Source organism: Paenibacillus piri, from assembly GCF_004354045.1.
Classification (GTDB): domain Bacteria; phylum Bacillota; class Bacilli; order Paenibacillales; family NBRC-103111; genus Paenibacillus_S; species Paenibacillus_S piri.
Genome location: NZ_SMRT01000006.1, coordinates 24,475 through 50,350 on the forward strand (window position 1 = coordinate 24,475; position 25,876 = coordinate 50,350).

The 25,876-nt window shown below is 50.3% G+C and carries 21 protein-coding genes, 1 tRNA gene, 1 other RNA gene and 1 pseudogene; 21 read left to right on the forward strand and 3 right to left on the reverse strand.

Annotated features, from left to right (window positions below):
* Positions 1-73 precede the first annotated feature (73 nt).
* The gene (locus E1757_RS14330) at positions 74-1,840 is read left to right on the forward strand and encodes a stalk domain-containing protein (protein ID WP_133229181.1); all 1,767 of its coding nucleotides are present in this window, start codon (positions 74-76) and stop codon (positions 1,838-1,840) included.
* 119 nt (positions 1,841-1,959) lie between these two features.
* Here the strand turns inward: E1757_RS14330 and clpP are convergent, their stop codons facing one another.
* Positions 1,960-2,541 (reverse strand): ATP-dependent Clp endopeptidase proteolytic subunit ClpP, encoded by a 582-nt coding sequence (gene clpP, locus E1757_RS14335; protein WP_133229183.1) that lies wholly within the window; start codon positions 2,539-2,541, stop codon positions 1,960-1,962.
* A gap of 214 nt (positions 2,542-2,755) precedes the next feature.
* Positions 2,756-2,830 (reverse strand) — tRNA-Arg (locus E1757_RS14340).
* A 276-nt stretch (positions 2,831-3,106) separates the two neighbouring features.
* Here E1757_RS14340 and E1757_RS14345 point away from each other — a divergent pair.
* The 20 genes and pseudogenes from E1757_RS14345 (at position 3,107) to E1757_RS14445 (ending at position 23,120) form a co-directional block, all read left to right on the forward strand.
* Positions 3,107-4,135 (forward strand): sugar-binding transcriptional regulator, encoded by a 1,029-nt coding sequence (locus E1757_RS14345; RefSeq protein WP_133229185.1) that lies wholly within the window; start codon positions 3,107-3,109, stop codon positions 4,133-4,135.
* Between the two features lie 53 nt (positions 4,136-4,188).
* Positions 4,189-5,193: a type I glyceraldehyde-3-phosphate dehydrogenase gene (gap, locus tag E1757_RS14350; protein WP_133229187.1), complete on the forward strand. Its 1,005-nt coding sequence runs from the start codon at positions 4,189-4,191 to the stop codon at positions 5,191-5,193.
* 258 nt (positions 5,194-5,451) lie between these two features.
* Entirely contained in the window at positions 5,452-6,633 is a 1,182-nt protein-coding gene (locus tag E1757_RS14355) for a phosphoglycerate kinase (RefSeq protein ID WP_133229189.1), read from the forward strand.
* Between the two features lie 83 nt (positions 6,634-6,716).
* Positions 6,717-7,469 (forward strand): triose-phosphate isomerase, encoded by a 753-nt coding sequence (gene tpiA, locus E1757_RS14360; protein WP_133229191.1) that lies wholly within the window; start codon positions 6,717-6,719, stop codon positions 7,467-7,469.
* A 1-nt stretch (position 7,470) separates the two neighbouring features.
* The gene (gpmI, locus tag E1757_RS14365; RefSeq protein WP_133229193.1) at positions 7,471-9,003 is read left to right on the forward strand and encodes a 2,3-bisphosphoglycerate-independent phosphoglycerate mutase; all 1,533 of its coding nucleotides are present in this window, start codon (positions 7,471-7,473) and stop codon (positions 9,001-9,003) included.
* 92 nt (positions 9,004-9,095) lie between these two features.
* A complete protein-coding gene (eno, locus tag E1757_RS14370; RefSeq protein WP_133229195.1) occupies positions 9,096-10,388 on the forward strand; it encodes a phosphopyruvate hydratase in 1,293 nt (430 codons plus the stop codon).
* Between the two features lie 387 nt (positions 10,389-10,775).
* Entirely contained in the window at positions 10,776-11,483 is a 708-nt protein-coding gene (locus tag E1757_RS14375) for a M50 family metallopeptidase (RefSeq protein ID WP_133229197.1), read from the forward strand.
* Positions 11,484-11,769: 286 nt separating this feature from the next.
* Positions 11,770-12,009 carry a preprotein translocase subunit SecG gene (secG, locus tag E1757_RS14380; RefSeq protein ID WP_133229199.1) on the forward strand — a complete coding sequence of 80 codons (240 nt, stop codon included), beginning with the start codon at positions 11,770-11,772 and terminating at the stop codon, positions 12,007-12,009.
* A 251-nt stretch (positions 12,010-12,260) separates the two neighbouring features.
* Positions 12,261-14,783 carry a ribonuclease R gene (rnr, locus tag E1757_RS14385; RefSeq protein WP_133229201.1) on the forward strand — a complete coding sequence of 841 codons (2,523 nt, stop codon included), beginning with the start codon at positions 12,261-12,263 and terminating at the stop codon, positions 14,781-14,783.
* Between the two features lie 100 nt (positions 14,784-14,883).
* Positions 14,884-15,363, forward strand: a complete 480-nt coding sequence (smpB, locus tag E1757_RS14390; RefSeq protein WP_133229203.1) for an SsrA-binding protein SmpB — start codon at positions 14,884-14,886, stop codon at positions 15,361-15,363.
* A gap of 229 nt (positions 15,364-15,592) precedes the next feature.
* Positions 15,593-15,957: a transfer-messenger RNA gene (ssrA, locus tag E1757_RS14395) on the forward strand.
* 931 nt (positions 15,958-16,888) lie between these two features.
* Positions 16,889-19,030: an ATP-binding cassette domain-containing protein gene (locus tag E1757_RS14405; RefSeq protein WP_133229205.1), complete on the forward strand. Its 2,142-nt coding sequence runs from the start codon at positions 16,889-16,891 to the stop codon at positions 19,028-19,030.
* 11 nt (positions 19,031-19,041) lie between these two features.
* Positions 19,042-19,566, forward strand: coding sequence for a hypothetical protein (locus E1757_RS14410; RefSeq protein ID WP_133229207.1), 525 nt, complete (start codon positions 19,042-19,044; stop codon positions 19,564-19,566).
* A 245-nt stretch (positions 19,567-19,811) separates the two neighbouring features.
* Positions 19,812-20,318, forward strand: a complete 507-nt coding sequence (locus tag E1757_RS14415) for a hypothetical protein (RefSeq protein ID WP_133229209.1) — start codon at positions 19,812-19,814, stop codon at positions 20,316-20,318.
* Positions 20,319-20,657: 339 nt separating this feature from the next.
* A complete protein-coding gene (locus E1757_RS14420) occupies positions 20,658-20,849 on the forward strand; it encodes a hypothetical protein (protein ID WP_133229211.1) in 192 nt (63 codons plus the stop codon).
* Positions 20,850-21,042: 193 nt separating this feature from the next.
* Positions 21,043-21,867: a hypothetical protein gene (locus E1757_RS14425; protein ID WP_133229213.1), complete on the forward strand. Its 825-nt coding sequence runs from the start codon at positions 21,043-21,045 to the stop codon at positions 21,865-21,867.
* 242 nt (positions 21,868-22,109) lie between these two features.
* Complete coding sequence (locus E1757_RS14430) at positions 22,110-22,544, forward strand: cadherin-like beta sandwich domain-containing protein (protein WP_133229215.1); 435 nt, start codon at positions 22,110-22,112, stop codon at positions 22,542-22,544.
* Between the two features lie 25 nt (positions 22,545-22,569).
* The gene (locus tag E1757_RS37200; RefSeq protein WP_133229656.1) at positions 22,570-22,824 is read left to right on the forward strand and encodes an S-layer homology domain-containing protein; all 255 of its coding nucleotides are present in this window, start codon (positions 22,570-22,572) and stop codon (positions 22,822-22,824) included.
* Positions 22,791-22,883: pseudogene (locus tag E1757_RS37205) on the forward strand (S-layer homology domain-containing protein); the annotation flags it as partial. The gene E1757_RS37200 and the pseudogene E1757_RS37205, both read left to right, overlap by 34 nt.
* A 21-nt stretch (positions 22,884-22,904) precedes the next feature.
* A complete protein-coding gene (locus tag E1757_RS14445) occupies positions 22,905-23,120 on the forward strand; it encodes an S-layer homology domain-containing protein (RefSeq protein WP_133229217.1) in 216 nt (71 codons plus the stop codon).
* A 476-nt stretch (positions 23,121-23,596) separates the two neighbouring features.
* Here E1757_RS14445 and E1757_RS14450 read toward each other — a convergent pair whose 3' ends face one another.
* A complete protein-coding gene (locus tag E1757_RS14450; protein WP_133229219.1) occupies positions 23,597-24,979 on the reverse strand; it encodes an MATE family efflux transporter in 1,383 nt (460 codons plus the stop codon).
* Between the last annotated feature and the right edge of the window lie 897 nt (positions 24,980-25,876).

The following is a 25,876-nucleotide window of genomic DNA, read 5'->3' on the forward strand; positions in this document are numbered from 1 at the left end:
TGACGTATCTTCGTTGGAAAAGGTTTTTTGCTTGTTTTTGTATTTTTTTATTTTAAAGGAGCCCAGGGATGAGATGAAACAGATGAGGAAAGAGCTATCGTTAATCGCCGTTATTACTTTATTGTTCGCCGTATTTTCCACCGCGTTTGCATCAGCGGCGCAGTCAATGTCAACAGGCTCTACTTACATATTGCTTTACGTTGACAAAAACGAAGCTTTTTTAAATGGCAAACAAGTCACGCTCGATTCGCCGGCTACGATCATTAAAGATAAAATGTTCGTGCCCGCCAAATTTTTAGGCGATGCATTGGGCATGAAGGTGGAATGGAATGAAAAGACCCGCCAGGTCGAAATGACGACGCCCGGTTTTAATATTGTGCTCGACAGCGATAACAAATCGGTATGGATTAACGGGATGATGCAACCTTTCGACTCTGCGGCTTCGATCAGCAAGGAAGGCCGGCTTTTAATTAAACTGACTTGGCTGGCCGACTATATGGGCGCACGCTACACCTATAACGACGAGCTGCGCCGTGTAGAAATCATTCATTCCCGGACGCCGAGCGGCATTTATATACCGGATACGGGCAATTCGAAGCCTGTGGCCAAATTTACGTTCGCCAAGCAAGTATATAAAATCGGCGAACCTGTGAAATATGTCGATTTAAGCTACGATCCGGATGCGGAAGGCATCGTCAAGTATGAATGGACGGGGAAGGAAGAAGCTTTCTTCACGGCCGGCACATTTCCGATTTCGTTAACTGTGTGGGACGGACACGGAAGTAAAAGCGAAAAATATACGCGAAACATTACGATTGAAGATAAAACGTATTTGAGCGCGATTGAATACCCGATCTACACGAAGCCGGTCGGCGGATTTATCAAGACCGACTGGAGTATGCTGTGGGGCAATTTCTGGAGCTTGCCGCAGCTGCCAAAGCAGGTAACGGTTGACGAATCGAGAAAGCTGCTGGTCAGCGACAGTCCCGAGGAATTTACGGAAAAAGGCATCTTGTACCAGGATACGGTAAAAGGCAAAGGACGTTTGTACGCCGACCATATTAACGGAACGAGGGAAAAGGTTACGCTGGCGATTATGGCGAAGAACAATACCGATAAGCCGGTAACGATCAAAACGACCAGCAAAGGCGAAGTATGGCCGTCAGTCTATGCCAATTTGATCGGAAACGAGGCGTCCGTAGACTTTTTGATAAACGACCCGCTGAACGATTCGATGGTCGTACCGCCGAAACAAACGTTTATTTACTCGCAAATGCCAGAGTTTTATCCGGGACAAGGCGTCAACCTGTTCTACGATGTGGAGACGGACGGCGAAATTCAATTTTCGTTCGTGGCCACCGATCAGATTAACCAGAACACGCTGAACCAGCTTCCGCTACTTCCGTTCACAGGACATGTAAGAGGCTCGTTCCAGGTGTCGCAAGTGAACTGGAATATCGATGCAAGCAGCTTCACAACACCGTCGAGGCTAATATTGGGCGACGGGAAAACCGATCCGTTCCAGCCGGGGTATGACCCGCTGCGCAAGCAAAATGTATTAAACGAGGGCAACTATGGCGTCGTCTATAAAATTCACGCCGACAAGCCGCGGCGGATGGCGGTTATGCTCTTGGCTTACGGCGGCGTGTTTAAAGGGCCGTTCAAGATCAACGGAGAAATCCGGCTGGTCCCTGAATCCGGGGTCATTACCGCGTTCGACGGCATGCAAATATTGGCCAAAACGACCGGCAAGGAAGACTCGCTCGATATTGAATTTACTCCGCCGGCGGGCTCCGCGTTCCCGATTGATTTGATTTTCTATCCATTGGACGACAGATAGGCCGGATTTATCGATAAACGAAAAAAACGTTCCGCTGCGCCTGCTCATTGCAGGGCTGCGGAACGTTTTTTTTGTACGATAGACAGCGGCGAATCGGGCGGGACACCCGTCGCTGCCCGTTAAATGCGCTCGATGACTTTATCGATCAGGCCGTATGCGCGGGCTTCTTCGGCATACATGAAGTTATCGCGATCGGTATCCTTCTCGATCTGTTCGAAGGTTTGGCCGGTACGTTCGGCCAATATCGTGTTAAGCTTGTCGCGCATTTTAAGAATCCGCTTCGCGCGAATCTCGATATCGCTTGCCTGGCCCTCCGCGCCGCCGAGCGGCTGGTGGATCATCACTTCGCTGTTCGGCAGCGCGAACCGCTTGCCTTTCGCACCGGCAGCGAGCAGGAAAGCGCCCATCGAGGCGGCCAAGCCGACACAAATCGTAGAGACGTCCGGCTTGATAAACTGCATCGTATCGTAAATAGCCATGCCGGAAGTGATCGATCCGCCAGGGCTGTTAATATACAGGCTGATGTCTTTATCCGGATCTTGAGCGGCCAGAAACAGCAGCTGAGCAATGATGGAGTTCGCTACAACATCGTTAACCGGCGTTCCAAGAAATATAATCCGGTCTTTCAGCAAACGGGAGTAAATATCGTATGCGCGTTCCCCTCTTGCATCGGGTTCAACTACCATTGGAATAAAACTCATAGGTTGCAGCCTCCTTAAAATCATCGTGACAGCCGGCTGTATATATTCGAAGCGGCCGCTGCACGGATGTTATTGGTAACACTATAACCATCATAGCGGAAAAACAAACAAAGGTCAAGAAAGGTCAAACGAATGCTTTAAAAAAACCTCCCGCCCCGAAGCTGCCTTTATGGACAGCCACAGAATGAAGAGGTTGAAAGGTTGAATTTGATAATGGCGCGCTCGCAAGGAATCGAACCTTGATCTCAGGCTCCGGAGGCCTACGTCATATCCATTGGACCACGAGCGCGTATATATGAAGGAAAATTTGACGAGCAAAAGTTATTATATGATATAGCGAACGAAAAAGCAACCCTCAGCTCTGTAATTTTTTCAGGCATAAAGTCCGGTGAAGCTTGAAACGCGGATTTTTGTCGAAATTGTGATTTTTAGTTGAAAAAGCAAAACGGATTCTATATAATGAGTATAGCTAAGTGAAAGCTTAGTACTTTTTTTGGAAGTTGTGGGACTTAAAATGTAGTACTGGGACGAAAAACGTCCACATCACGGTCAGGAGTGTTGTTCTGTGAGAGAAATCCTCGATATTCAAAAACAGCTTCTGCCGGATTTGTTGGACACGATGAAGGAACGGTATACGATACTTCACCACATCATGGTTTCGGGTATGGTCGGCCGGCGCACACTGGCGTTATCGCTGAACACGACAGAGCGTATTTTGCGCAGCGAGGTCGATTTCCTGAAGGCGCAGGGCTTGATCGAAATCGAGACTTCCGGCATGCGGATTAGCGTTGCCGGGCGGCAGCTGCTCGAAAGCATCGAGCCGATGGTGAAGGAGCTGTTCGGCCTGAACGAGCTGGAGGAACGAATCCGCTCCTATTACGGCTTGAAGCAGGTTGTTGTCGTACCGGGCGACTCGGACACCTCGCCGCATACGAAGAAGGAGCTGGGCCGTGCAGGCGCTGCCGTGCTCCGCAAGTACGTGTCCAAGAACGAAGTCATAGCCGTAACCGGAGGCTCAACGATGGCGGAGGTGGCCTATCACTTGACCTCGTCCACTTCGCTGAAAGGCTGCTGGTTTGTGCCGGCGCGCGGCGGACTCGGAGAAAGCGTCGACTTTCAGGCCAACACGATTGCATCGACGATGGCCAAGAAGACCGGAGCCAGCTACCGGCTGCTGCATGTGCCCGACCATTTGGGCGAGGAGGCTTATCAGTCGCTCATGCAGGACGGCACGATTTTGGAGATTATCGAGTTCATCCGCAAGGCCCGAATCGTCATTCACGGCATAGGAGAAGCTATGGTGATGGCGCGGCGCCGCAAGGTTGATGAAGCCACGACGGCCAGTTTGCAAAACGACGGGGCGTTGGCCGAAGCGTTCGGTTATTATTTTGACCGCGGGGGTAAAATTTTACATAAAATGCCTACCGTGGGCTTGCGCATCGAAGACATTCAGGAAATGGATTGTGTGATCGGCGTTGCCGGCGGAAAAAGCAAGGGCGTGGCGATTGCTTCCGTGCTCCAATTCGGACGGGAAGATATTCTTGTCACCGATGAGGCAGCTGCCGTGGAAGTCGTGAGAATGCTGACATCTTGACGGGCCCCCGCCTGTCTTGACATAAAACTATAAATTTTTAGGAGGACTTTCACATGGTTAAAGTAGGTATTAACGGTTTTGGACGTATCGGTCGTAACGTATTTCGTGCGGCATTGAACAATTCTGAGGTTGAAATTGTAGCTATCAACGATTTGACAGACGTTAACACGCTGGCGCATTTGTTGAAATATGATACGACTCACGGCAAATTGAACGCAACGGTTGAAGCAACGGAAGGCGCGCTGATCGTTAATGGCAAGGCGGTAAAAGTATTTGCAGAGCGCAACCCTGAAAACTTGCCTTGGGGAGCTAACGGCGTCGAAATCGTCGTTGAATCGACAGGTATTTTCACAGCGAAAGAAAAAGCCTCCATGCACTTGAAAGGCGGCGCTAAAAAAGTCATCATCTCCGCACCTGCAACCGACGAAGATATCACGATCGTATTGGGCGTAAACGAAGACAAATACGATCCTGCGGCGCATACGATCATTTCCAACGCATCCTGCACAACGAACTGCCTGGCTCCATTCGCCAAAGTATTGAACGAAAAATTCGGCATCGTCAAAGGCATGATGACGACGATTCACTCTTACACGAACGACCAATCCGTGCTGGATCTTCCGCACAAAGATTTGCGCCGTGCCCGCGCAGCGGCTGAAAACATCATTCCGTCCACAACCGGCGCCGCCAAAGCGGTATCCCTGGTATTGCCTGAGCTGAAAGGCAAATTGAACGGTATGTCTTTCCGCGTGCCTACGCCTAACGTTTCCGTAACCGATCTGGTTGCCGAGCTGAAAGTAAACGTAACGGTCGACCAAGTGAACGCAGCTTTGCAAGAAGCGGCTAACGGTCCTTTGAAAGGCATTTTGAACTATTCCGCTGAACCGCTTGTATCGAGCGATTACAATGGAGATCCTGCTTCTTCCACAATTGACGCTTTGTCCACAATGGTCGTTGGCGACAACCTGGTGAAAGTCGTTTCCTGGTACGACAACGAGTGGGGCTATTCCAACCGCGTTGTAGATTTGGCTGCATTTGTCGCGAAAAAAGGTCTGTAAGTTGAAATTGTGGTTATGACGCAAGTTTGATGAAAAACGCTCCGTTCTTTTAAGCAAAGGGAGTGTACCTGCAGTAGCTGTTGAAGTTATATTCCTTGAGTGGAGTTTTGGTTTTATTGGGATAAAACTTCAAAGGATACTCGGTGACGCGCTTCGGTACACTCCCTTTTGCTTATTATCGCGAAGAACCTTTTCAATCAAAAGCGGCATATCCACAATTTTTGTGTGTAAATAGAAAAAAACGGGAGGCTGTGCGGGATGAACAAAAAAAGTGTGCGCGACGTAGAAGTCGGCGGCAAAAGAGTGTTTGTACGGGTAGATTTTAACGTTCCTTTGGAAAATGGCCGCATTACCGACGATACGCGCATTCGCGAAACGGTACCGACGATTCAATATTTGACGGAACGCGGCGCCAAGGTTATTTTGGCAAGTCATTTGGGCCGTCCTAAAGGCCAAGTGGTCGAGGAGCTTCGTTTGACCCCTGCGGCTGTTAAGTTGTCCGAGCTGCTGGGCAAGCCGGTAGCCAAAGCGGACGAAGCGATCGGCGACGCCGTAAAAGCACAGGTGGCTTCATTGAAGGACGGCGACGTGCTGCTGCTCGAAAACGTCCGCTTCTACGAAGGCGAAGAGAAGAACGATCCGGCGCTCGCGCAAGCTTTTGCCGAGTTGGCGGATTTGTATGTGAACGACGCATTCGGCGCGGCTCACCGTGCGCATGCTTCGACTGAAGGCATCGCTCACCATTTGCCTGCGGTTTCCGGTCTGCTGATGGAGAAAGAGCTGGATGTACTGGGTAAAGCGTTGAACAATCCGGAGCGTCCGTTTACGGCGATCGTCGGCGGGGCAAAGGTGAAGGATAAAATTGCAGTCATCGAAAAGCTGATCGAACTGGCGGATAACATCATCATCGGCGGCGGCTTGTCCTACACCTTCTTCAAGGCCAAAGGTTATGAAATCGGCAAATCGCTGGTCGATAACGACCGCCTGGAGCTGGTGCAGGAGTTCGAACGCAAGGCGAAGGAAAAAGGCGTCAACTTCCTGCTGCCGGTCGATGTCGTGGTCGGCGACGATTTCAGCGCTTCGGCCAATACGAAAATTGTGCCGATCAACGAGATTCCTGCGGATTGGGAAGCGTTCGACATCGGACCGAAAACGCGCGAAATTTATGCGGACACGATCAAAAATTCGAAGCTTGTCGTATGGAACGGACCGATGGGCGTGTTCGAGCTGGAGCCATTCAAAAACGGTACGGAAGCGGTCGCTCAAGCATGCGCGGTTACAGCGGGTTATACCGTAATCGGCGGCGGAGATTCTGCGGCGGCGGTCGAGAAATTCCATCTTGGCGACAAAATGGATCATATCTCCACAGGCGGCGGAGCATCGCTGGAGTTCATGGAAGGCAAGCAATTGCCGGGCGTTGTTGCATTGAACGACAAGTAATATGCATTTGAATATGGGCCGTCAGGAACGGGACAGAAGCCCGGGATCGGCGCGCACAGTTAAAATAAAGGAGTTGACCAAGCATGCGTAAACCTATCATTGCCGGCAACTGGAAAATGTTCAAAACGGTAAGCGAAGCGACGGCGTTTGTCAGCGAAGTGAAAGGCAAGGCGGAAGTGGACGGCGTGGAAAGCGTGATCTGCGCTCCGTTTACCAATCTTCCTGCGCTAGTCGAGGCGGTTAAGGGCACTTCCTTGAAGGTGGGCGCTCAAAATGTGCACTTCGAAGACAGCGGCGCCTATACGGGCGAAATCAGCGGTGCGATGCTGAAGGATCTGGGCGTCGACTACGTCATTATCGGCCACTCCGAGCGCCGCGCCTATTTTGCGGAAACCGACGAGATCGTGAACAAGAAAGTGCAGGCGGCGTTCAAGCATGGCCTGACACCGATTGTTTGCGTCGGCGAGAAGCTCGAAGAACGCGAAGCGGGCCAAACGAAGCAGGTATGCAAAGTGCAGACGGAAGGCGCTTTTGCCGGCTTGAGCGCAGAGCAGGCTGCACAGGTTGTTGTAGCGTACGAGCCGATCTGGGCGATCGGAACCGGCAAATCGTCAACGGCTGCGGATGCGAACGAAGTTATCGGCTACATTCGCGAGCTGATTGCAGGTTTGTACAGCCGGCAGGTGGCGGATGCGGTCCGTATCCAGTATGGCGGCAGCGTGAAGCCGAACAACATTAAGGAATATATGCAGGAATCGGATATCGACGGAGCGCTTGTAGGCGGCGCCAGCCTGGAGCCGGCATCGTACATAGCGCTGGTTGAGGGGGCCAAGTAAAATGTCCAGACCCAAACCGGTAGCGCTCATTATATTGGACGGCTTCGGCCTTCGCGGCGAAGTCACGGGAAATGCGGTCGCTCAGGCCAACAAGCCGAACTACGACCGGTATTGGAACGAATATCCGCATACGACATTGACGGCGTGCGGGGAAGCGGTAGGACTGCCCGAAGGACAGATGGGCAACTCCGAGGTGGGCCATTTGAACATCGGAGCGGGGCGCATCGTGTATCAGGATTTGACCCGTATTTCCAAATCGATTCGCGAAGGCGAATTTTTCGATAATGAAACGATTCTTGCGGCGATTCGCCATGCGAGGGATAACGGTAAAAAGCTGCATCTGTACGGCCTGCTGTCGGACGGCGGCGTACACAGCCATATCGCACATTTGTTCGCGCTGCTGGAAGCGTGCAAAAAAGAGCAGTTCAAAGACGTGTACATTCATGCGTTTCTGGACGGCCGCGACGTGGCGCCGGACAGCGCGAAGCAGTACATGAGCCAGCTGCTCGCCAAGATCGAAGAAATCGGCGTCGGCCGGATTGCGACCGTTCAAGGCCGTTATTTCGCGATGGACCGCGACAAGCGGTGGGAGCGTACGGAAAAATCGTACCGCGCGATGGTATACGGTGAAGGCCCGCAGTACGGCGATCCGATGAAGGCGATTTTGGAATCATACGAAAAATCGGTGTTCGACGAATTCGTCATGCCGACGGTGATCGTTAAAGCGGACGGAAGTCCGGTAGGGCTCGTTGAATCAGGCGATTCGGTCATCTTCTTCAACTTCCGCCCGGACCGCGCCATTCAGCTGTCGCAGGTGTTTACGAACAGCGATTTCCAAGGCTTTGACCGCGGTGAGAAATGCCCGCAAAGCCTGTATTTCGTCTGCTTGACGCTATTCAGCGAATCGGTCGACGGGTTTGTCGCTTATAAGCCGAAAAACCTGGACAATACGCTTGGCGAGGTTGTGACGCAAAACGGACTGAAGCAGCTGCGGATTGCCGAAACCGAGAAATATCCGCATGTCACGTTCTTTTTCAGCGGCGGACGGGACAAAGAGCTGCCTGGCGAGACCCGCATTCTGATTCCATCGCCGAAGGTTGCCACCTACGACCTGCAGCCGGAAATGAGCGCCTACGAAGTCGCCGCGGCCGCGGTGGCGGAGATTGAAGCGGAGCGTCAGGACGTCATTATTTTGAACTTCGCCAATCCCGATATGGTCGGACATTCCGGCCTGCTGGAGCCGACCGTCAAAGCGGTCGAAGCAACGGATGAATGCCTCGGTAAAGTGGTGGAAGCGATATTGGCCAAAGGCGGCGTAGCGTTGATTACGGCTGACCATGGCAATGCGGATCTGGTCACGAATCCCGACGGTACGCGAAATACGGCGCATACGACGAATCCGGTCCCTTTTATTGTCACCTCCAAACATGTTACACTAAGAAACGACGGAATTTTGGCAGATATTGCTCCGACCGTGCTGAAACTGCTGGAAGTGAAGCAGCCGGCAGAAATGACGGGCGCTGCATTAATCTAGCTTAACGGCGCGCTGCGCCGCGCAATAGAGTGTCACCAGGGTTTCGCGCCCTGATACAACATAAAATGTCTAATAAGGAGTGTTTCGAAATCATGACAACGATCAGTAATGTGTACGCTCGTGAAGTATTGGATTCCCGCGGTAACCCGACCGTGGAAGTGGAAGTGTTTCTGGAGTCCGGTGCCAGAGGCCGCGCTATCGTGCCTTCAGGCGCATCTACAGGCGCTTACGAGGCTGTTGAGCTTCGCGACGGAGACAAGTCCCGCTACCTGGGCAAAGGGGTTCTGAAGGCCGTTGAGAACGTGAACGACATCATCGCTCCCGAGCTGATCGGTTACGACGCTTTGGATCAAGTCGGCATCGACAACAAAATGATCGAATTGGACGGCACGCCGAACAAAGCGAAGCTGGGCGCTAACGCGATCCTGGCCGTATCGATGGCTGTAGCCCGCGCCGCTTCCGAAGCTTTGGACATTCCGCTGTATGTATACTTGGGCGGATTCAACGCGAAGCAGCTTCCGGTTCCGATGATGAACATCATCAACGGCGGAGCGCATGCGGACAACAACGTAGACGTGCAAGAATTTATGGTATTGCCGGTAGGAGCTCCTTCGTTCAAAGAAGCGCTTCGCACAGGCGCGGAAATTTTCCACAGCCTGAAATCCGTATTGAAGGCAAAAGGCTTGAACACGGCAGTCGGCGACGAAGGCGGCTTTGCTCCTAACTTTGCTTCCAACGAAGAAGCGATCACTTCCATTCTGGAAGCGATCGAGCGCGCAGGCTACAAGCCGGGCGTCGACGTATTCCTCGGTATGGACGTAGCGTCGACCGAGTTCTACAAAGACGGCAAATATCACCTCGAAGGCGAAGGCAAATCGTTTACATCCGCCGAGTTCGTAGATTTCCTTGCTGCTTGGGTGGACAAGTATCCGATCATCACGATCGAAGATGGCTGCTCCGAGGACGATTGGGAAGGCTGGAAGCTGTTGACGGACAAACTGGGCGGCAAAGTTCAGTTGGTCGGCGACGACCTGTTCGTAACCAACACCGTTCGCTTGTCCCAAGGCATCGAAGGCGACATCGCCAACTCCATCCTGGTTAAAGTCAACCAAATCGGTACGCTGACGGAAACGTTCGACGCGATCGAAATGGCCAAACGCGCAGGCTACACCGCCGTTATTTCCCACCGTTCGGGCGAAAGCGAAGACAGCACGATTGCCGACATCGCCGTAGCGACGAATGCCGGTCAAATCAAAACCGGCGCTCCGTCCCGTACGGACCGCGTAGCGAAGTACAACCAGTTGCTTCGCATCGAAGACCAACTGCGCGAATCTTCCCAATATGCAGGCAAAAAAGCGTTCTACAACCTGAAGAACTTCAAATAATATAAAAGAGCGCATCCCGCGCTCTGCATTAACAATGCTTAAGGCGACGGGTCATGCCGCGTCTTAAGCATTGTGTATATTGCCGGCCTGTTTGGCCGACAATGCTTTATATACTCAAGCGGCGTTCACTTAGCTGCCGTCTTCGCACTTTAATAAAATACATATGTGAAAGATGGATCTGAGATCTGCCGGACGCCGGGGGCGGAGGGTTGCACATCACCGGAGAGTTTACGTGCGGCCTTTGAAATCGTGTTATACCCGCAAGGTATAGTCAAAAAGAACATGATTTCAACAGCCGCCGCAGGTGATGTGGTAACCCGCAGACGAATAGCAGGGTCCGTGATGATTTTTGGGCCATCTTTCACATAATCCCCGGAGGGATCACCGATGAGCAACTGGTTAAAGACTGTATTTTTTCTAATAGGGTCGGCCTTTCTCACTCGCTTGATCCCTTTTTCGTCGTTTTTCCGCAACCTGGACACGATGATTCATGAATTCGGGCATGCGGTCGTGACGTTGGCTTTATCGGGCCAAGTGATGTATATCGAGCTGTTTGCCAACCATAGCGGTGTCACCTATTCGAGAGTGATGAACAACTGGAGCCAAATTCCGATCTCGCTCGCGGGCTATATGACGGCTTCGCTATTCGCCGTATTTTTGTTCAAAATGCGGGCCAAGGGCAAGCAGCGGTTCGGTTTGCAGGTGATTACGCTGTTAGCGATTATCTCGCTGGTTCTATTCGTGCGCAATGAATTCGGCATCATGTGGCTGGTCGGTTTTATCGCCCTGACGATTGTTATGCTGGCGTTGATGCCGCGCTGGTTGAGCGATTTTTACTATTTGCTGCTGGCGTTCTTGACGCTGGAGGAATCGGTGCTCGGTCCGATTTCGTTAATCATTTATTCGTTGGAAAATCCGGCGGCGGCCGGCGATGCGACCAATTTAAGCCGGATCACGGCTATCCCTGCAATCGGCTGGTCCGTCTTGTTTACACTGTTTGCGTTGTGGTGCGCCAAGAGCGCGATCCAGGCTTTTCTGGGCGGGAGAAGATCGGGCCCGCGGCCGACGAGACAGCAGTATCCGAACTATGAATAGATGATGAGGATTCGGGTATGGCTTGGAGACAGGCGTTGTACAAGACTAATGTCCTCAATGAGTGCGGTTTTACGATGTTATGCTTTGTCGGCGGCATGCCGGGGGATGTAAGAAGCGGGCGAATACGACGCGCTTTATGACATTTTATGCGGACAGCCAAGCTCCACGGTTTGCCAGTAGGACAACTTTATGCTATAATCCGAATAGTGTCTATTTTCTTAATCTAGATCGGTTGGCTGTTGCGGCCTTAACGCTGTTACGATTGATGTCTGCAGGAGGTGGAAACATGGAATTAGCTTTGAAAATTATACTGGTGATCGCGTCACTTGGTCTGATTGCAGCCGTACTGCTGCAGCCAGGAAAAAGCGCAGGTTTATCCGGTGCCATCTCCGGGGGTGCGGAGCATCTGTTCGGTAAGCAAAAGGCGCGCGGCTTGGAGCTGTTTTTGAATCGTTTGACGATGGGATTGGCGGTCGTTTTCTTTCTATTGACCCTCATCGTTGCTTACTTTGTCAAAACTGTGTAATTACAAAAGCCAAACAGCAGGGGAATGATACTCCTGCTGTTTTTTTGTTCAAGCAAAGGCTAAGACGTACAAAATTTTGCGTAAAACGCGCTAGTGACGTCAAACGCCTGCTCCATGAGCGGCTCGGTTGCGTAAACTGTTTTTAAAGCTCGGAAAAACAGATTTTTTGCCAAACCGCCGCGACGGTGTTTTCATAACCATGATTCGGGTAAAGCTATAGATATAAGCAGGATGGAGGAAGGTGAAAAATTTTGATACAACGCAATGATATATTGGAATTTATGAGAGAAACAGCTTATAAACCGATGACCTATCAGGAGTTGGAAAAGCATTTTGAAATTAACAGCGCCCAGGAATTTAAAGATTTCTTGAAGCTGCTGAACGAGCTGGAGAATGAAGGACTGGTGTTACGGACGCGTACGGAGCGGTATGGCGTACCGGAACGAATGAATTTGCTGCGCGGCAAGCTGCAGGCCCATGCCAAAGGGTTCGGTTTTCTCATTCCCGAGGACCGCGATCATCCGGACGTGTACATACATGCCAACGACATGGGCGGAGCGATGAACGGGGATACGATACTTGTTCGGATTACAGCTAAAAGCGCGGCTGGCGGCAAGCTGGAAGGCGAAGTGGTGCGGGTGGTAAGCCGCGCGATCACGCAAATCGTCGGCTTGTTCCAGATGAACGAGGGCTACGCTTTCGTCTTGCCGGACGATAAACGGGTTGTTCGCGATATTTTCATTCCGAAGGAAGCGTTCAACGGGGCGATGGACGGCCATAAAGTCGTCGTGCGGCTTGTGACGTATCCGGAAGGACGCGCGGCGGCCGAAGGTGAAGTTATTGAAATATTGGGGCATAAAAATGATCCGGGCGTCGATATTATTTCGATTATTCGCAAGCATCAGCTGCCGGAATCGTTTCCCGACGAGGTGCTTGAAGAAGCGACGGCGGTTCCTGAGACGATCGCGGAACCGGATCTGGCCGGACGGCGGGATTTAAGGCATAAACGGATCGTAACCATCGACGGGGAAGATGCAAAAGACCTCGATGACGCGGTCAATGTGGAACGGCTTGAGAACGGTAATTACGTGCTGGGCGTGCACATTGCCGACGTAAGCTATTATGTAACGGAAGGATCTCCGCTGGACCGTGAAGCTTATAATCGGGGCTGCAGCGTGTATCTTGTCGACCGGGTCATTCCAATGCTGCCGCACCGGCTGTCGAATGGCATTTGCTCGCTGAATCCGCAGGTGGACCGTTTGACGATGTCCTGTGAGATGGAGTTCGATGCCGGCGCTAATGTCGTACGACACGATATTTTTACAAGCGTCATTAAAACGAGCGAGCGCATGACCTATACGAATGTACGGAAGCTGCTGACCGATGAGGCGGAACCGGACGTTGCCGAAAAGTATGCGTATCTGATGGACGATTTCCGGTTGATGGAAGAACTGGCCGGCAAGCTGCGCAATAGGAGGATGAAGCGCGGCGCGATTGATTTCGATTTCCAGGAATCGAAGATTTTGGTGGACGAGAATGGCAAGCCGACCGATATTATCAAGAGGGACCGGACGATCGCCGAGCAGATTATCGAAGAATTCATGCTGGCGGCCAACGAGACGGTTGCCGAGCATTTCCATTGGTTGAAAGTACCGTTCCTGTATCGGATTCATGAAGATCCGGACTCCGAAAAGCTGACGCATTTTATGGAGTTCATCACCAATTTTGGTTATGTCGTTCGCGGCAAAGGCAATACGGTTCATCCTCGGGCGCTGCAGTCGCTGCTGGAGGAGATAAAAGGTACGAAGGAAGAAACGGTTATTAGCACCGTCATGCTGCGTTCGATGAAGCAGGCGAAGTATGATGCTCACAGTACGGGACATTTCGGCTTGGCGGCCGAGTTTTACTCGCACTTCACGTCGCCGATTCGGCGGTATCCGGACCTTATTATTCATCGCGTCATTCGCGAAGTGCTCGAGCAGGGCAACATGGATGACAAACGGCATGAATATTTGTCGGCCCGGATGGACGATATTGCGAAGCAGTCGTCGGAGCGCGAGCGTGTAGCGGTGGATGCGGAGCGGGAGACGGAGGCGTTGAAAAAGGCCGAGTTCATGCTCGATAAAGTCGGCGAGGAATTCGAGGGCTTGATCAGCAGCGTCACGGGTTTCGGGATTTTTGTCGAGCTCGACAACACAGTGGAAGGCTTGATCCGTCTAAGCGATATGCATGACGATTATTATCATTATCATGAAGCGCAGCATGCGCTGATCGGCGAACGCACGTCGAGAATTTACCGGCTCGGCGATGAGGTGAAGGTGCGCGTCGCCCGTGTCAGCACGGAGGAGCACACCATTGACTTCGAGCTTGTCGACATGAAGCCGCGCAAGCAGAAGGTAAGCCTGGTCGACGCACTGAATTCCGTGCGCCGCGATAAGCAGCGCGGCCGCGGCGGTCGTGGCGGCGCACCGGCAGCGGCTGGCGGCGGCCGCAATGCGCGCGGCGGCGACCGCGAGCGCGGCGCAGCCGAAGGCGCCCGCAGCGGGCGGCGCAGCAAGGGCGGTACCGGCGCTGCTGCAGCCGCCGGTAAAAGCGGCCGGCCGCGCAAGGGCGGCTCCAGCGCCGCGGCAGCGGCTGGCGCAGCCGGCGCCACGCGTGGCACGGGCGTCGACGCCGCGAAGTCGCGGGCGCTGGAAACCGTCGGCGGCAAGGCAGGCGGCGAAGGCGGGCGCACGGGGCCGCGGCGGCGCAAGAAAAAGGTAGCGAAAAAGTAATACTTTCGCTTGCTTCCGAGGATTGGAGTTGGTAAAATAAACTCCAATCCCTTTTTGTGAACATACCGTTGGCAAGCTGCGGGGAAGGAGTGAAGGGTTCATGAGCAAAAAAGCCGATAACAAAGTTCTCGCGCAGAACAAAAAAGCGTCCCATGATTATTTTATTGAAGACACGTATGAATGCGGCATGGTATTGTCCGGCACGGAGATCAAGTCTTTGCGTTTGGGCCGGGCCAATATCGGCGACGCCTTCGCGACGATCCGCAACGGCGAAGCCTTTATTCATAACGTTCATATCAGCCCGTTCGAGCAGGGCAACCGGTTCAACCCTACAGATCCGACCCGAACCCGCAAGCTGCTGCTCAAAAAGGTCGAGATTCGCAAGCTGCTCGGCTTGGCCAAGCAGGAGGGCTATACGCTAGTGCCGCTTAAAATTTATGTGCGCAACGGGTTCGCCAAGCTTTTGCTGGGGCTGGGCAAAGGGAAGAAGCAGTACGACAAGCGCGATACCGCCGCCAAACGCGATGCGCAGCGCGATATTCAGCGCGCTTTGCGCGAAAAGCAAAAGGTTGCCAGGTAAGCGCAGCCAGTCTTGGGCTGTTATTCCTCCGCTGCCATCAACACTTTCTGCATTTTTGCGTAAAGTGTGATATACTAATTGGGCATCGAGATCAGCTTTACTGTCAGCTTTCAAAGTAAGTTCCTTTGCATGGTTTGCGACTATGCCTGGGAAGAGCTTAGATAGATTTTTATCATAACCTTTTTCGAAAGATTTTTTTTGAGCCTTCCATTGCGAAGGCTCCTTATGCGGGGACGTTCTTGGATTCGACGGGGATAGTTCGGGCATGGGTAGCGGGTAGTGGGGACGCGTCCACTTCATCAACGCTAAAGCCTATTAAATGGCAAACAACAACAAAACTACGCTTTCGCAGCTTAATAACCTGTGAGCGTGCTTCTGCTTAGCATCGCCCATGTGCTAGGATAGGGGCCCAACCTTAGTGGGATACGCCGTTCGGTCTCCGCCTGGGGTCGGACGGAAGAAGACAATCAGGCTGACCTGAAGAAGAGCCGGTTACGGGGCGCTTCTAGGGTGACATCAAAACCGTGGCTACACCCGTAGAAGCCTATGTGGCGTTATCTTCGGACAGGGGTTCGACTCCCCTCGTCTCCATAAAGTAAAGAGAGCACCGACCGAAAAAAGGTCGGTGCTCTTTCTTTATGGGGACGCGAGGCGGGAGGCGAATCCCCTCAAGGGGTTCAGACCGCGCGCAACGGAGCGAAGCGGAGAGAGCACGGCATGGATATGTACCGCTAAGGTTGTCCTCGTCGAGCTTGCTTCGGCAGCAGGTTAAATTAAACATGTCCATACTCCCCTCGTCTCCATACAAAGCAACTTGAGGCACCCGATAGGGTGCCTTTTGCTATGTATGGAGCCATAAGCTGGGAGGCGAAGCCCAACAAGGGGTTCAGACCGCGCAGACCGAAGCGATAGCGGAGGGAGCACGGAATGGAAATGTACCGCTAAGGTTGTCCTCGTCGAGCTTGCTTCGGCAGCAGGCTAATCAGACATGTCCATCCTCCCTTCGTCTCCATAAGGTATATCAGAAGGGATGTCCGCTGAGGGCATCCCTTTTTGTCGTTGCGGATCTAAACGGACTTGTAGCTATGGAGAATAAAGAAAATATTGCTACTCAGATGGTTTCTAGTTAAGATTAATCTAGTATTTGATCCTAATAGTGTCGGAGGCTCCCAAGTGACAGCGACGTACAAAGGTAGAACCAAACTAAAGAAAACATCAGTAATCGTCAGCTCTCTCCACGATCTTAGGAGGACAATCAGCATTAGCCCAAGCAGTCCAACCATCAATCACATACCGTTAAGATTTATAAGCGAGACAATAGGTGCTAAAGTAGGTTGGGACGCAGAAAACTACGTAGCTTTGATTGTTACCAAGCGATAATAGTTCCAAGAAAGGCAAGAAAGAACCTATTGCAAATTGAAGTGCATTCTCTATAATGAATCGGATTAATCCAGGGTGTTCCCAATGTTATAAGGGGCACCTCATGTGGCCTCGATGTGCTGATATTTAAAGGAGAATAGCTGAAATGTTATGGAAAACTATAGTTGCTTCCGTTCGTTCGTCACCTTTTTTTATATCCGTTATCGTATTTGGAGTGTTAATTGACCTTGTATTCCGCTATCTTTCCTCTCTCAGTTATAAATATCTAATTGATAAAGCGCTGCTACCTCGTGATTTGGAGGCACTGGCAATCGTTATCGGAGTACTGGTTGCCATGGGGTTGTTGAATGTTATTACTGGAGTTACCAGTGATTACGCCAAAGCACGACTGGATGCCCAATTGTTGATGGGCTATCGAAGCGCTCTGTTTCGACATATGCAGGCCCAGACTCATCGATTTTATGAGCGGTTCCAATTCGGCGACCTTCTGGCTAGATATTTCGACGATATCCCGGGAATTCAGCATGCCGTGCTTCAAGTGTTTGGCGGGGGACTGCTTTCCATCACCAGCGTGGCTATTGGGCTAGGCATCCTGTTTACGATGGAGTGGAAGCTTACTTTGCTGGCGCTCATCGGTTCAATATTACTATTCTTGCCTTACCGGATGTTGAAGTCCCGATCACTTGCCTTGGCTGATACATACTATACGCACCTTGATCAATTTAATGGATTAATTGATGAGAATATGAAAGCGTATCGGGTTATCCGGGTATTTGATATGCGCCATAGCATGCTGGCGAAAGTGGAAGGCACTCTTCGTACAATGGCTTCTGTCGGCGTCAAAAGATCTTTTGTCGATGCCAATTTGAATCGGCTGCCTTTGCTTGGTATTTCAATTTTGACGGCCATTATACTTGCGTACGGCAGCTATTTGACCTTCGACGGAAGGCTTTCCGTAGGCGAATTTATTGCCTATAATTTTGTTTTTGCTACCGTCGGCAATTCCATGTACGGCATTGCGGCTATCCTTCCCTACGTTCTGTCGGCGAAAACAAACCTTCAGCGCTTGCATGAGGTGATGGAGTGGAAGCCTGATGTGACGGAGCAGGGAGCCAAGGATCTACCCGCCGTCCATTCCCAGATTGAACTGTGCGATGTCACCTTTGCCTATGTGCCAGGCGAGCTTGTACTTCAGCATTTGGATTTGAGCATTCCTTTAAGCGGATATACATCGATTGTAGGTCCAAGCGGCTCGGGTAAAAGTACGGTGCTCCAGCTACTGCTTCGATTCGCCGATCCGGAAGACGGAGCTGTCATGTATGACGGTCAAAATATCAGGGAAGTCCAATATGCTTCACTACTGAGTCAGGTGGGGATCGTCTTTCAGGATTCGATTCTTTTCCTCGGCTCGATCCGTGAGAATATTGTGATAGGTAAGCCGGATGCGACGGACGAAGAGGTTGAGGAAGCCGCGCGGGCGGCCGAGATTCACGAAACCATCGAAGCATTTCAGGAGGGCTATCAGACGCTTGTCCGCAATCATGGCGATAATTTGTCAGGCGGTCAGCGGCAGAGGATTGCGCTCGCCCGTGCACTTCTTCGTAGACCCCATATTTTGTTTCTGGACGAGGCGACTTCTGCGCTTGATCCGGATACCGAGCAGTCCGTCAATAAAACGATTCTGTCGCTCAGCCGCAGTATGACGATTGTTTCCGTGACACATCGATTGGCATATGCGGCGATGTCCGATCGTATCATAGTTCTTGATAAAGGAAAGGTAACCGAATCAGGACCGCATGAACAATTGCTGGAGCAGCATGGATTGTACCATCGAATGTGGGAAAAACAGCAAGGATTCGTGCTGTCCAGAGGAGGCGGTAGCGCCCGGGTGCAAGCGGAGCGTTTGCGCAGTCTTCCTTTTTTCCAAGGAATTGAACAAGGAGCACTGGAGCAAATATCCCAGCTTTTTATTGCCGAGAAATTCGAAGCGGGAATAACGATTTTCGAGCAGGACGATCCGGGGGAAACCTTCTATTTAATTGCAAGAGGAAAGGTTGAGATTATCAAGACCACAGATTCGGGTATAAGAAGTAGGGTAGCGGTGCTGGCAGATGGCGATCATTTTGGAGAGATTGCACTTATGCAGAATATTCCAAGAACAGCCAGCGTCGTTACGTTAATGCCATGCTTGCTGTTGTCCCTGTCGCGCGACCATTTCCATCCGCTGATGATGAGTTATTCATCTATTCGAGAAGCGCTTGAGGCCACATTAAAAATGAGAGTGTAAAGGAGTGAGGCATGATGCTGCAGTGGATTGTCGCCGGAACAGAACAGGAAATAGAGGATGGTGTCCGATTTTTATGCCGCTATGCTGAAGATCTCGGCCTTCCATACCAGTGGAGTACCGTCCTCCAATGTGTCAATAACTCTATCTATGACAAAGGGTATATGGTTGGCTTGGATGGCTCCGGTCAGGTACGGGGTGTTCTCTCATACGTGTACTGCTACGGGGAAGACGGCAGCGAAGATCGAACCCGAATCGAAGTGCAGCTTATATACCTCGAGGCTGGATTTCGTGGCGGGGGGACATTATTAGATGCTATGGCGGCCTTGGTCGAGCGTGAACTCGAGCTGCAAGAGCCGATCGGCAAGATTGAGATGTACTGCACGCCGACTGACGGCCATCAACGGCTTTTTGGGAAATTTGCAACATTCTGCCGCACAGAGAAGTTTCCGTGCGGCATGCTAAGCTTATACGTCACGACACCTGAGAGACTGAGTCAGTATGTCATCCGGTACACCTCGCGGAGGACGCAGGATTAACGTCTTAGCTGATCTTAGAACGTGCGCGTTTACAGATGATGAAAAAAACCGGCATCGCTGCCGGCCTTGTTTACTTACTTTCTTTCATTAGCTGTTTTAACATAAGTCCAATCGGCGTTTTGGCTTCCTGGATCCCCCATATTTTTCACCTCCTGTTATAGTTGATTTAAAGATACATCATGGAATATCAGGAATCAATTGTCAATTTAATAATGTTAATTAATTCACAATTGGAGGTGAGCGCTTTGTTCCGTTTCGAACTATGCTCTACTACACGGCTATGGAGCCGATTCACAGATTTTTATATCGAACACCGGGCTTCCATTATCCCAGGATATCCTCTGAGCTTTGTGCTTAGAGACGTTGTCAATTATATGAATGAAGGTAGAGGTGCCATCATCGTGAATGAACGGGATGTGGTGGTTGGCATAGGAAGCTTCGTTCTCGGATTGCCGGAAGCAAATTTTCAGCAAAAAGACATCGCGGTGCTCGGTAACAGCTGCTTTGCAGAAGAGTATAGGAATACACGGATGTTTATACGTGGATTGCAAGAATTAGCTGCGCAAATCCGTGATGCGAATCCCGATGTGAAAGAAGTAAGAATCCCAACGGTGGCAGAGAATGCATACACCAATCGTCTGTATCAAAAGTTCACGGCCAAACATCATTCTTTCAAATCCGGTCCCTGCAAATTCAACGTCTATTCGACTTCGTTTCACGATTATGAACAGTTTTGCAATCGTTTTGGCTGATGCAAAAACTATCACGAGGCGCCAAATTGTGGATTTGTCAAGCCGCGGTTCGTCTCCATAAAGTAAAAAAGCATCGACCTTATCCGGTCGATGCTTTTTTCTTTGGGGACGCGAGGCGGGAGGCGAAGCCCCTCAAGTGGTTCAGACCGCGCGCAACGTAGCGAAGCGGAGAGAGCACGGCATGGACATGTACCGCTATGATTGTCATCGTCGAGTTCGCTTCGGCAGCAGGTTAAATCAAACATGTCCATACCCCCTCGTCTCCATACATAGCAACTTGAGGCACCCGATAGGGTGCCTTTTGCTATGTATGGAGACGTAAGCTGGGAGGCGAAGCCCATGGAAGGGGTTCAGACCGCGCAGACCGAAGCGATAGCGGAGGGAGCACGACATGGATATGTACCGCTAAGGTTGTCCTCGTTGTGTTCGCTGCGGCAGCAGGGTACTTTGAGTGAAATTGAAGCGGGGAAAGCTAAACCATCATTTGATATGGGTGGTCAGCGGCGTTTCCTGGGTATGGTCATTGCATGATCAACAGTCCCTTGATCGGATTCTCACTCATCACCTTCGAATTTATCGTCAATAATCTTGCGAAGGTCAACCAAGCCATTTTTAACTCCATGATTGGTGACTTCAAGGGTGTAAATCAAGTCATCGCTTTTTCTATTTGTATATCGGTGTTTACATCTTTACGATGTTCGATTCGTACCGCCGGTGCGTTGATATGAACAATAATTACGTTTTGTCGTATCGGACGACCACTTACACCAAAACGACCAAGGGCTCATCAGGAACCGTCAATACACTCAACAAGGTCAGCCCTATGACCGCCACCTACTGGGAAATCGTGATGCCTGGGTTAGGCGCATTGTACTTGAATCACTTGTACTCATTCTTTTTCAGTGTGATTTCATGGGCAGTTACCATTGGCAAATCCCGTTTTTTCGTCGGCGTGTACTACACATGTATCGGTAATTTTGACAAAGCAAAAGATGTAATGGATCCGCAGTGGTTCTTATTTATACCGTCGGTCTATGGCGGATACATTTATTTTGCTTATTCACAATCTGTCATTAACAATATTCAGTATAAGATATCCCAATCGCAATTTCTGAGTTCTGAGTATCAGAGTCCCCATTTTATACTGCCACTGCCACCAGCGGAAAGGAAACCCTCTATGTACATCGTAGCTTCATTCGAGCATTCGGTCGCAGTAGAATTAGCCTTGACTGAACTTGAAAAGATCGGAATTCCGAAATCAGATCTATTCGCGTTGCCGCTTCAAGTCCGCAACGAAAAAAAGCGGATCTTTGATAGTGCTCATTATGCCGACGGCGTCAGCTTCGTCGATCTTGCGACTATTCTGGGCTCAGCATTTATGCTTGTGGGCGGTATTTACGGTTTCGTCCTAAAGCTAGGACCGGTTCTTTGGGCGCTGTTCGGTCTTGTCGGAGGTGGTGTTCTCGGGTTCCTCATCAAATGGATCGCGATTAAGAAATTGCCATCATTGGATCTGTTCGGCAGGAAAAAGCAACCGAAGTTGTCATGATGGTCCGATGCCATGCAGAGAATGACGAGCGAATCAAAACAATTTTATGGCAAAACAAAGCGCTCGGCGTGGCAGAATACGATGCGAAAGATGCGGATCTCGGATAATCGAAGAAGAATTGATAGTGACTTTTTGCTTCATTTGTTGTAACAAAAAGGCAAAGCCGAATAGGATTGGTCTGATGATCGCTAAGGACGTAAACGGGCGTCACGGTAACGCGGGCGACATACGCTAGCGCCGACTTGAGCGGACTGACGCTCAGCGCAGGTACGTTGTCGCCAGCATTCAGCGCGGAGACAACGAACTACACGGCAAGTGTCGGCAGCAATCTGACGAGCGTCGACGTCACACCGACGGCGGCGGATGCCGAAGCTACGATGACGGTGAACGGTTCGGCCGTCGCGAGCGGGCAAGCGAAAGCAACGGCACTGGACGTTGGGGACAACACGATAACGATTCAGGTCACCGCGAAAGACGGCATTACGAATAAAAACTACATAGTTCAAATTACTGTTACGTCCAGCAATGGCAGCGATGGAACTGATGGAACTGATGGAACCGGCGGGAATGGTTCAAGCAGCGGCTCCACTACGAAACCGTCAGAGCCTAGTAATCCGACACAGCCGCCCCTAACGGCTCAGCCAACGCCCGCCAGCTCAATTTGTTTTCAACGATAAAGTTGATCCTGCTGCTGTTCGTTCTATAGTTGAGCGCGGGAATAACGCTCCTGCCGTTAGCTTCACCGACGTTTCCCCATCGTCATGGAGTGCCTCAGTGATCGAACGCTCGGCTCGAATGGGCATTGTGTCGGGCTTTGGGGATGGTGCTGTTAAGCTGGAAGGGAATGTAACGCGCGCGGAGTTTGCAACGATGATGGTCCGGGCGTTCGGGCTGGCCTCCGGTGGTGGCGCAAAGATACGCAAGGGCATTGGGCGGCGGATGCGATTGCGACCCTAAACGCTCTGGGAATCCTATTGGGTTATGACGATGGTACGTTCCGACCGAATCTACAAATTACTCGAGCCGAAATCGTAGTCATGCTTGCTCGTCTGACGAATTATGTACCTTCGACTACTTCTCCGTTCTCAGACGTCGAGTCCAACTGGGCGGCGGATGCGATTGGCGCATTCGCTGCGGCCGGGATTGTGTCGGGGAAAGGCGAAGGCAAGTTCGAACCCGCTGCCCCGTCTTCGCGTGAGGAGTCGGTTGCAATCATCGTTCGACTGCTGGATAAGCTCTTGGCTCAAGGATAATAATTGAAGCGTGCGCAGTGGTATCTACGAAGATGGAAATTGATGAAGGAATATTAACTAAAACAGAGACTAGTGTAACTCCACCGGGATTCTACTGAGACTGGGAAACGATAGTGGAATAATCAGGGAGCAGATTGCCGCGGCAGCTGCTCCTTGGTTTCTTTGGGTAGCTGTCTTCAAAATTAGGGTATAATGGGTTCATCAACATGTCTACACAATTAATCTCGTTTTGTTGATGAAGTGTTGTTGCGCTGTCGATAAATATGATAATGTTTCTTGTTGTATTTTTTCACTTCGTGAAAATTTTTCAACCGACGGAATAGGATAAACACTTTTTTTCGCCTGTAGGTACTATCTGCCTCAGTTCCGTTCAATACGCGTTTTTAAGAGAGTGATTCCGATTATGCTATCGTGACCTCATTAATTAAAACTCATTGCTGCAGCCGCGTTTAAGTTGCCTCCGTACGTTTTCTTCACTAAACTACCGTTTCTTTCGAATCTGACGAATAAGAATCGAACGTCCGGATCCATTTGAATCGATTTACTTTTATAATAGCTACGAAGCATTTCAGGATTTGGTCCGATTTCAGGCAAATAAATGTAACCAATGGTGAAAGATTAAACACGAAACTACAAAGCGCCGAAGCCGGAAGAACAATGAGCCACATGAAAATGGTATCATTGTATAAAACAAATTTGGTATCCCCTCCACTGCGTACGATCCCTGTTAATGACGGCATCTGATAGGCAGTTCCGCACACGGTAATGGATAATACTGTCATGAACTGCAGGGCAAGGTCTTTTGCCTCTCCGGAAATGGTATATAAGCCGAGGACATAATCCTTTGTAACAAACAGAGCAGCACCAGTACATAATCCAATGACGAGATATAACATCTGCAGAGTCTTGGCGTATGATGTGATTTTATCCATATTCCCTTCGCCGATCGTTTTACCAATTACAATGGTAGTAGCGCTTGCTGAGGCAAAGACAACGACGGATACAATCTGGAAGATAGTTGTCGCAATGCTGTTTGCCGCGATCGCAGCCGCCCCCATATGCCCCAGTATGGATGTCTGTGTTGCCATGGCGATCCCCCAGACAAAATTGGACATAAGAATAGGTGAACCCAGCTTGACATATTGTTTAAACAATCCCATCTCGATTGTAATGAAATCACGTAGTTTCAAATAGATTTTTCGGTCAAAACGCTTCACGAAGATGCAGACAATGATCAGTTCAATAATTCTTGCCGACAAGGTTGCTATGGCTGAGCCCTGCACTCCCAGGCTCGGAAAACCAAAATGTCCATAGATCAAAACATAATTCAGGCACACGTTGATGATGAGTGTGGTCGAGGACAAAATAAATCCGATTTTTACCGTCTCCACACTCCTCAAAGTCGCAAGCAGTATACTGGTAATAGAAAAAAATAGATAAGAGAAGCAGATGATCTTCACAAATTTGGTCCCCTCAGCAATAACACTTTGATCATTTGCAAATAAAGATAGTAAGCCTTGAGGGAAGAAAAAGACGACAGCCCACATCACCAAGCTAACAAGAATCGAAAGGCGCATTCCTATGCTGGCAATCCTCTTAATCGATCCGACGTCATTTGCCCCCCAGTATCTTGACGCCATGATGACCAGCCCTTCAGCTACTCCCATGACGAGCATTTGCAATACAAACTGAATTTGATTGGCTATAGCGATACCAGATAATGCCGATTCGCTGTAACCTCCGATCATTAAATTGTCGGATAAGTTGACCCCGAAAGTAATGATGTTTTGTAAACCGATTATAAGTGTCAGTGTAAAAAATTTTTTGTAGAATGACGCCTCTCGCACAAATAAACTCATGAGCAACACCCGTCTTCATCTTAGAGTTAATTGTTATCTCAATAAATAATTGACTATGCGCACTTTACTTCTGTATCGTTAAAAAAGTCGTACGGGGTAAATCGCTTTCATATCTTCAAGCCATAAAGCCTTCGATTTACTGAATAACAGACGAGTGACCTTTAAAGCTGCGACAGCCTCCATTTCATCCCTGTTTGATGGCAGGCTTGGAAATAGGTGGTCGGTTAATTCTCCCTTGGCCTACCGGGAACAGATATTCCTTTCCATCAGTTCATTGGTGGTCTACGTTTTCCCGTACCTCTATGAAGCCGTCTTGAGTTGCAACGCATGTAAGCCCAATGTCTCCTACAGGGCCTCCGCCGTGTATTCTAGAGGGACAGTTTGAGTCAATATACTGGAGTTGCAGGTGGCGGTAACCCATGTCCCGAAGCTTGCGGAAGTGGCTAGTAGGTCATTGGGGTGGCGAGATAGGCTTTGAGACTTGAGATCTATAACTTTGTTCTATTTCCTACATTATAAAGATTCATCAACTATAGTGAGAATGCATATTTTGCTTAAGACATGAACTATTTAGCTAAAAAACGAGCGAGATTGAGATCGTATGCCCATCGAAATTTTAATCAATCTGATTTGAATTGGTTAAATCCGGGGATGGGAGCTGCCGTCACCTCCACCGCCACCGCCACGTTGGATGCCAATGGATCATTAAAGCCTCGGGGGGATATAAATAATGAAAGTGTTTAGCGTCTGTGAAACGATGAGGGACGGGTACGTTAGTTCAACGCATCACGCGGCGGTGAATTGTGGATTTGCCAAGCCACGGTTCGGAAAAATGAACCCTTGTCCATGTAAAATTACAACAGTAATGTTGGATAAGGGGTTCTTCAAAGTTCCAAG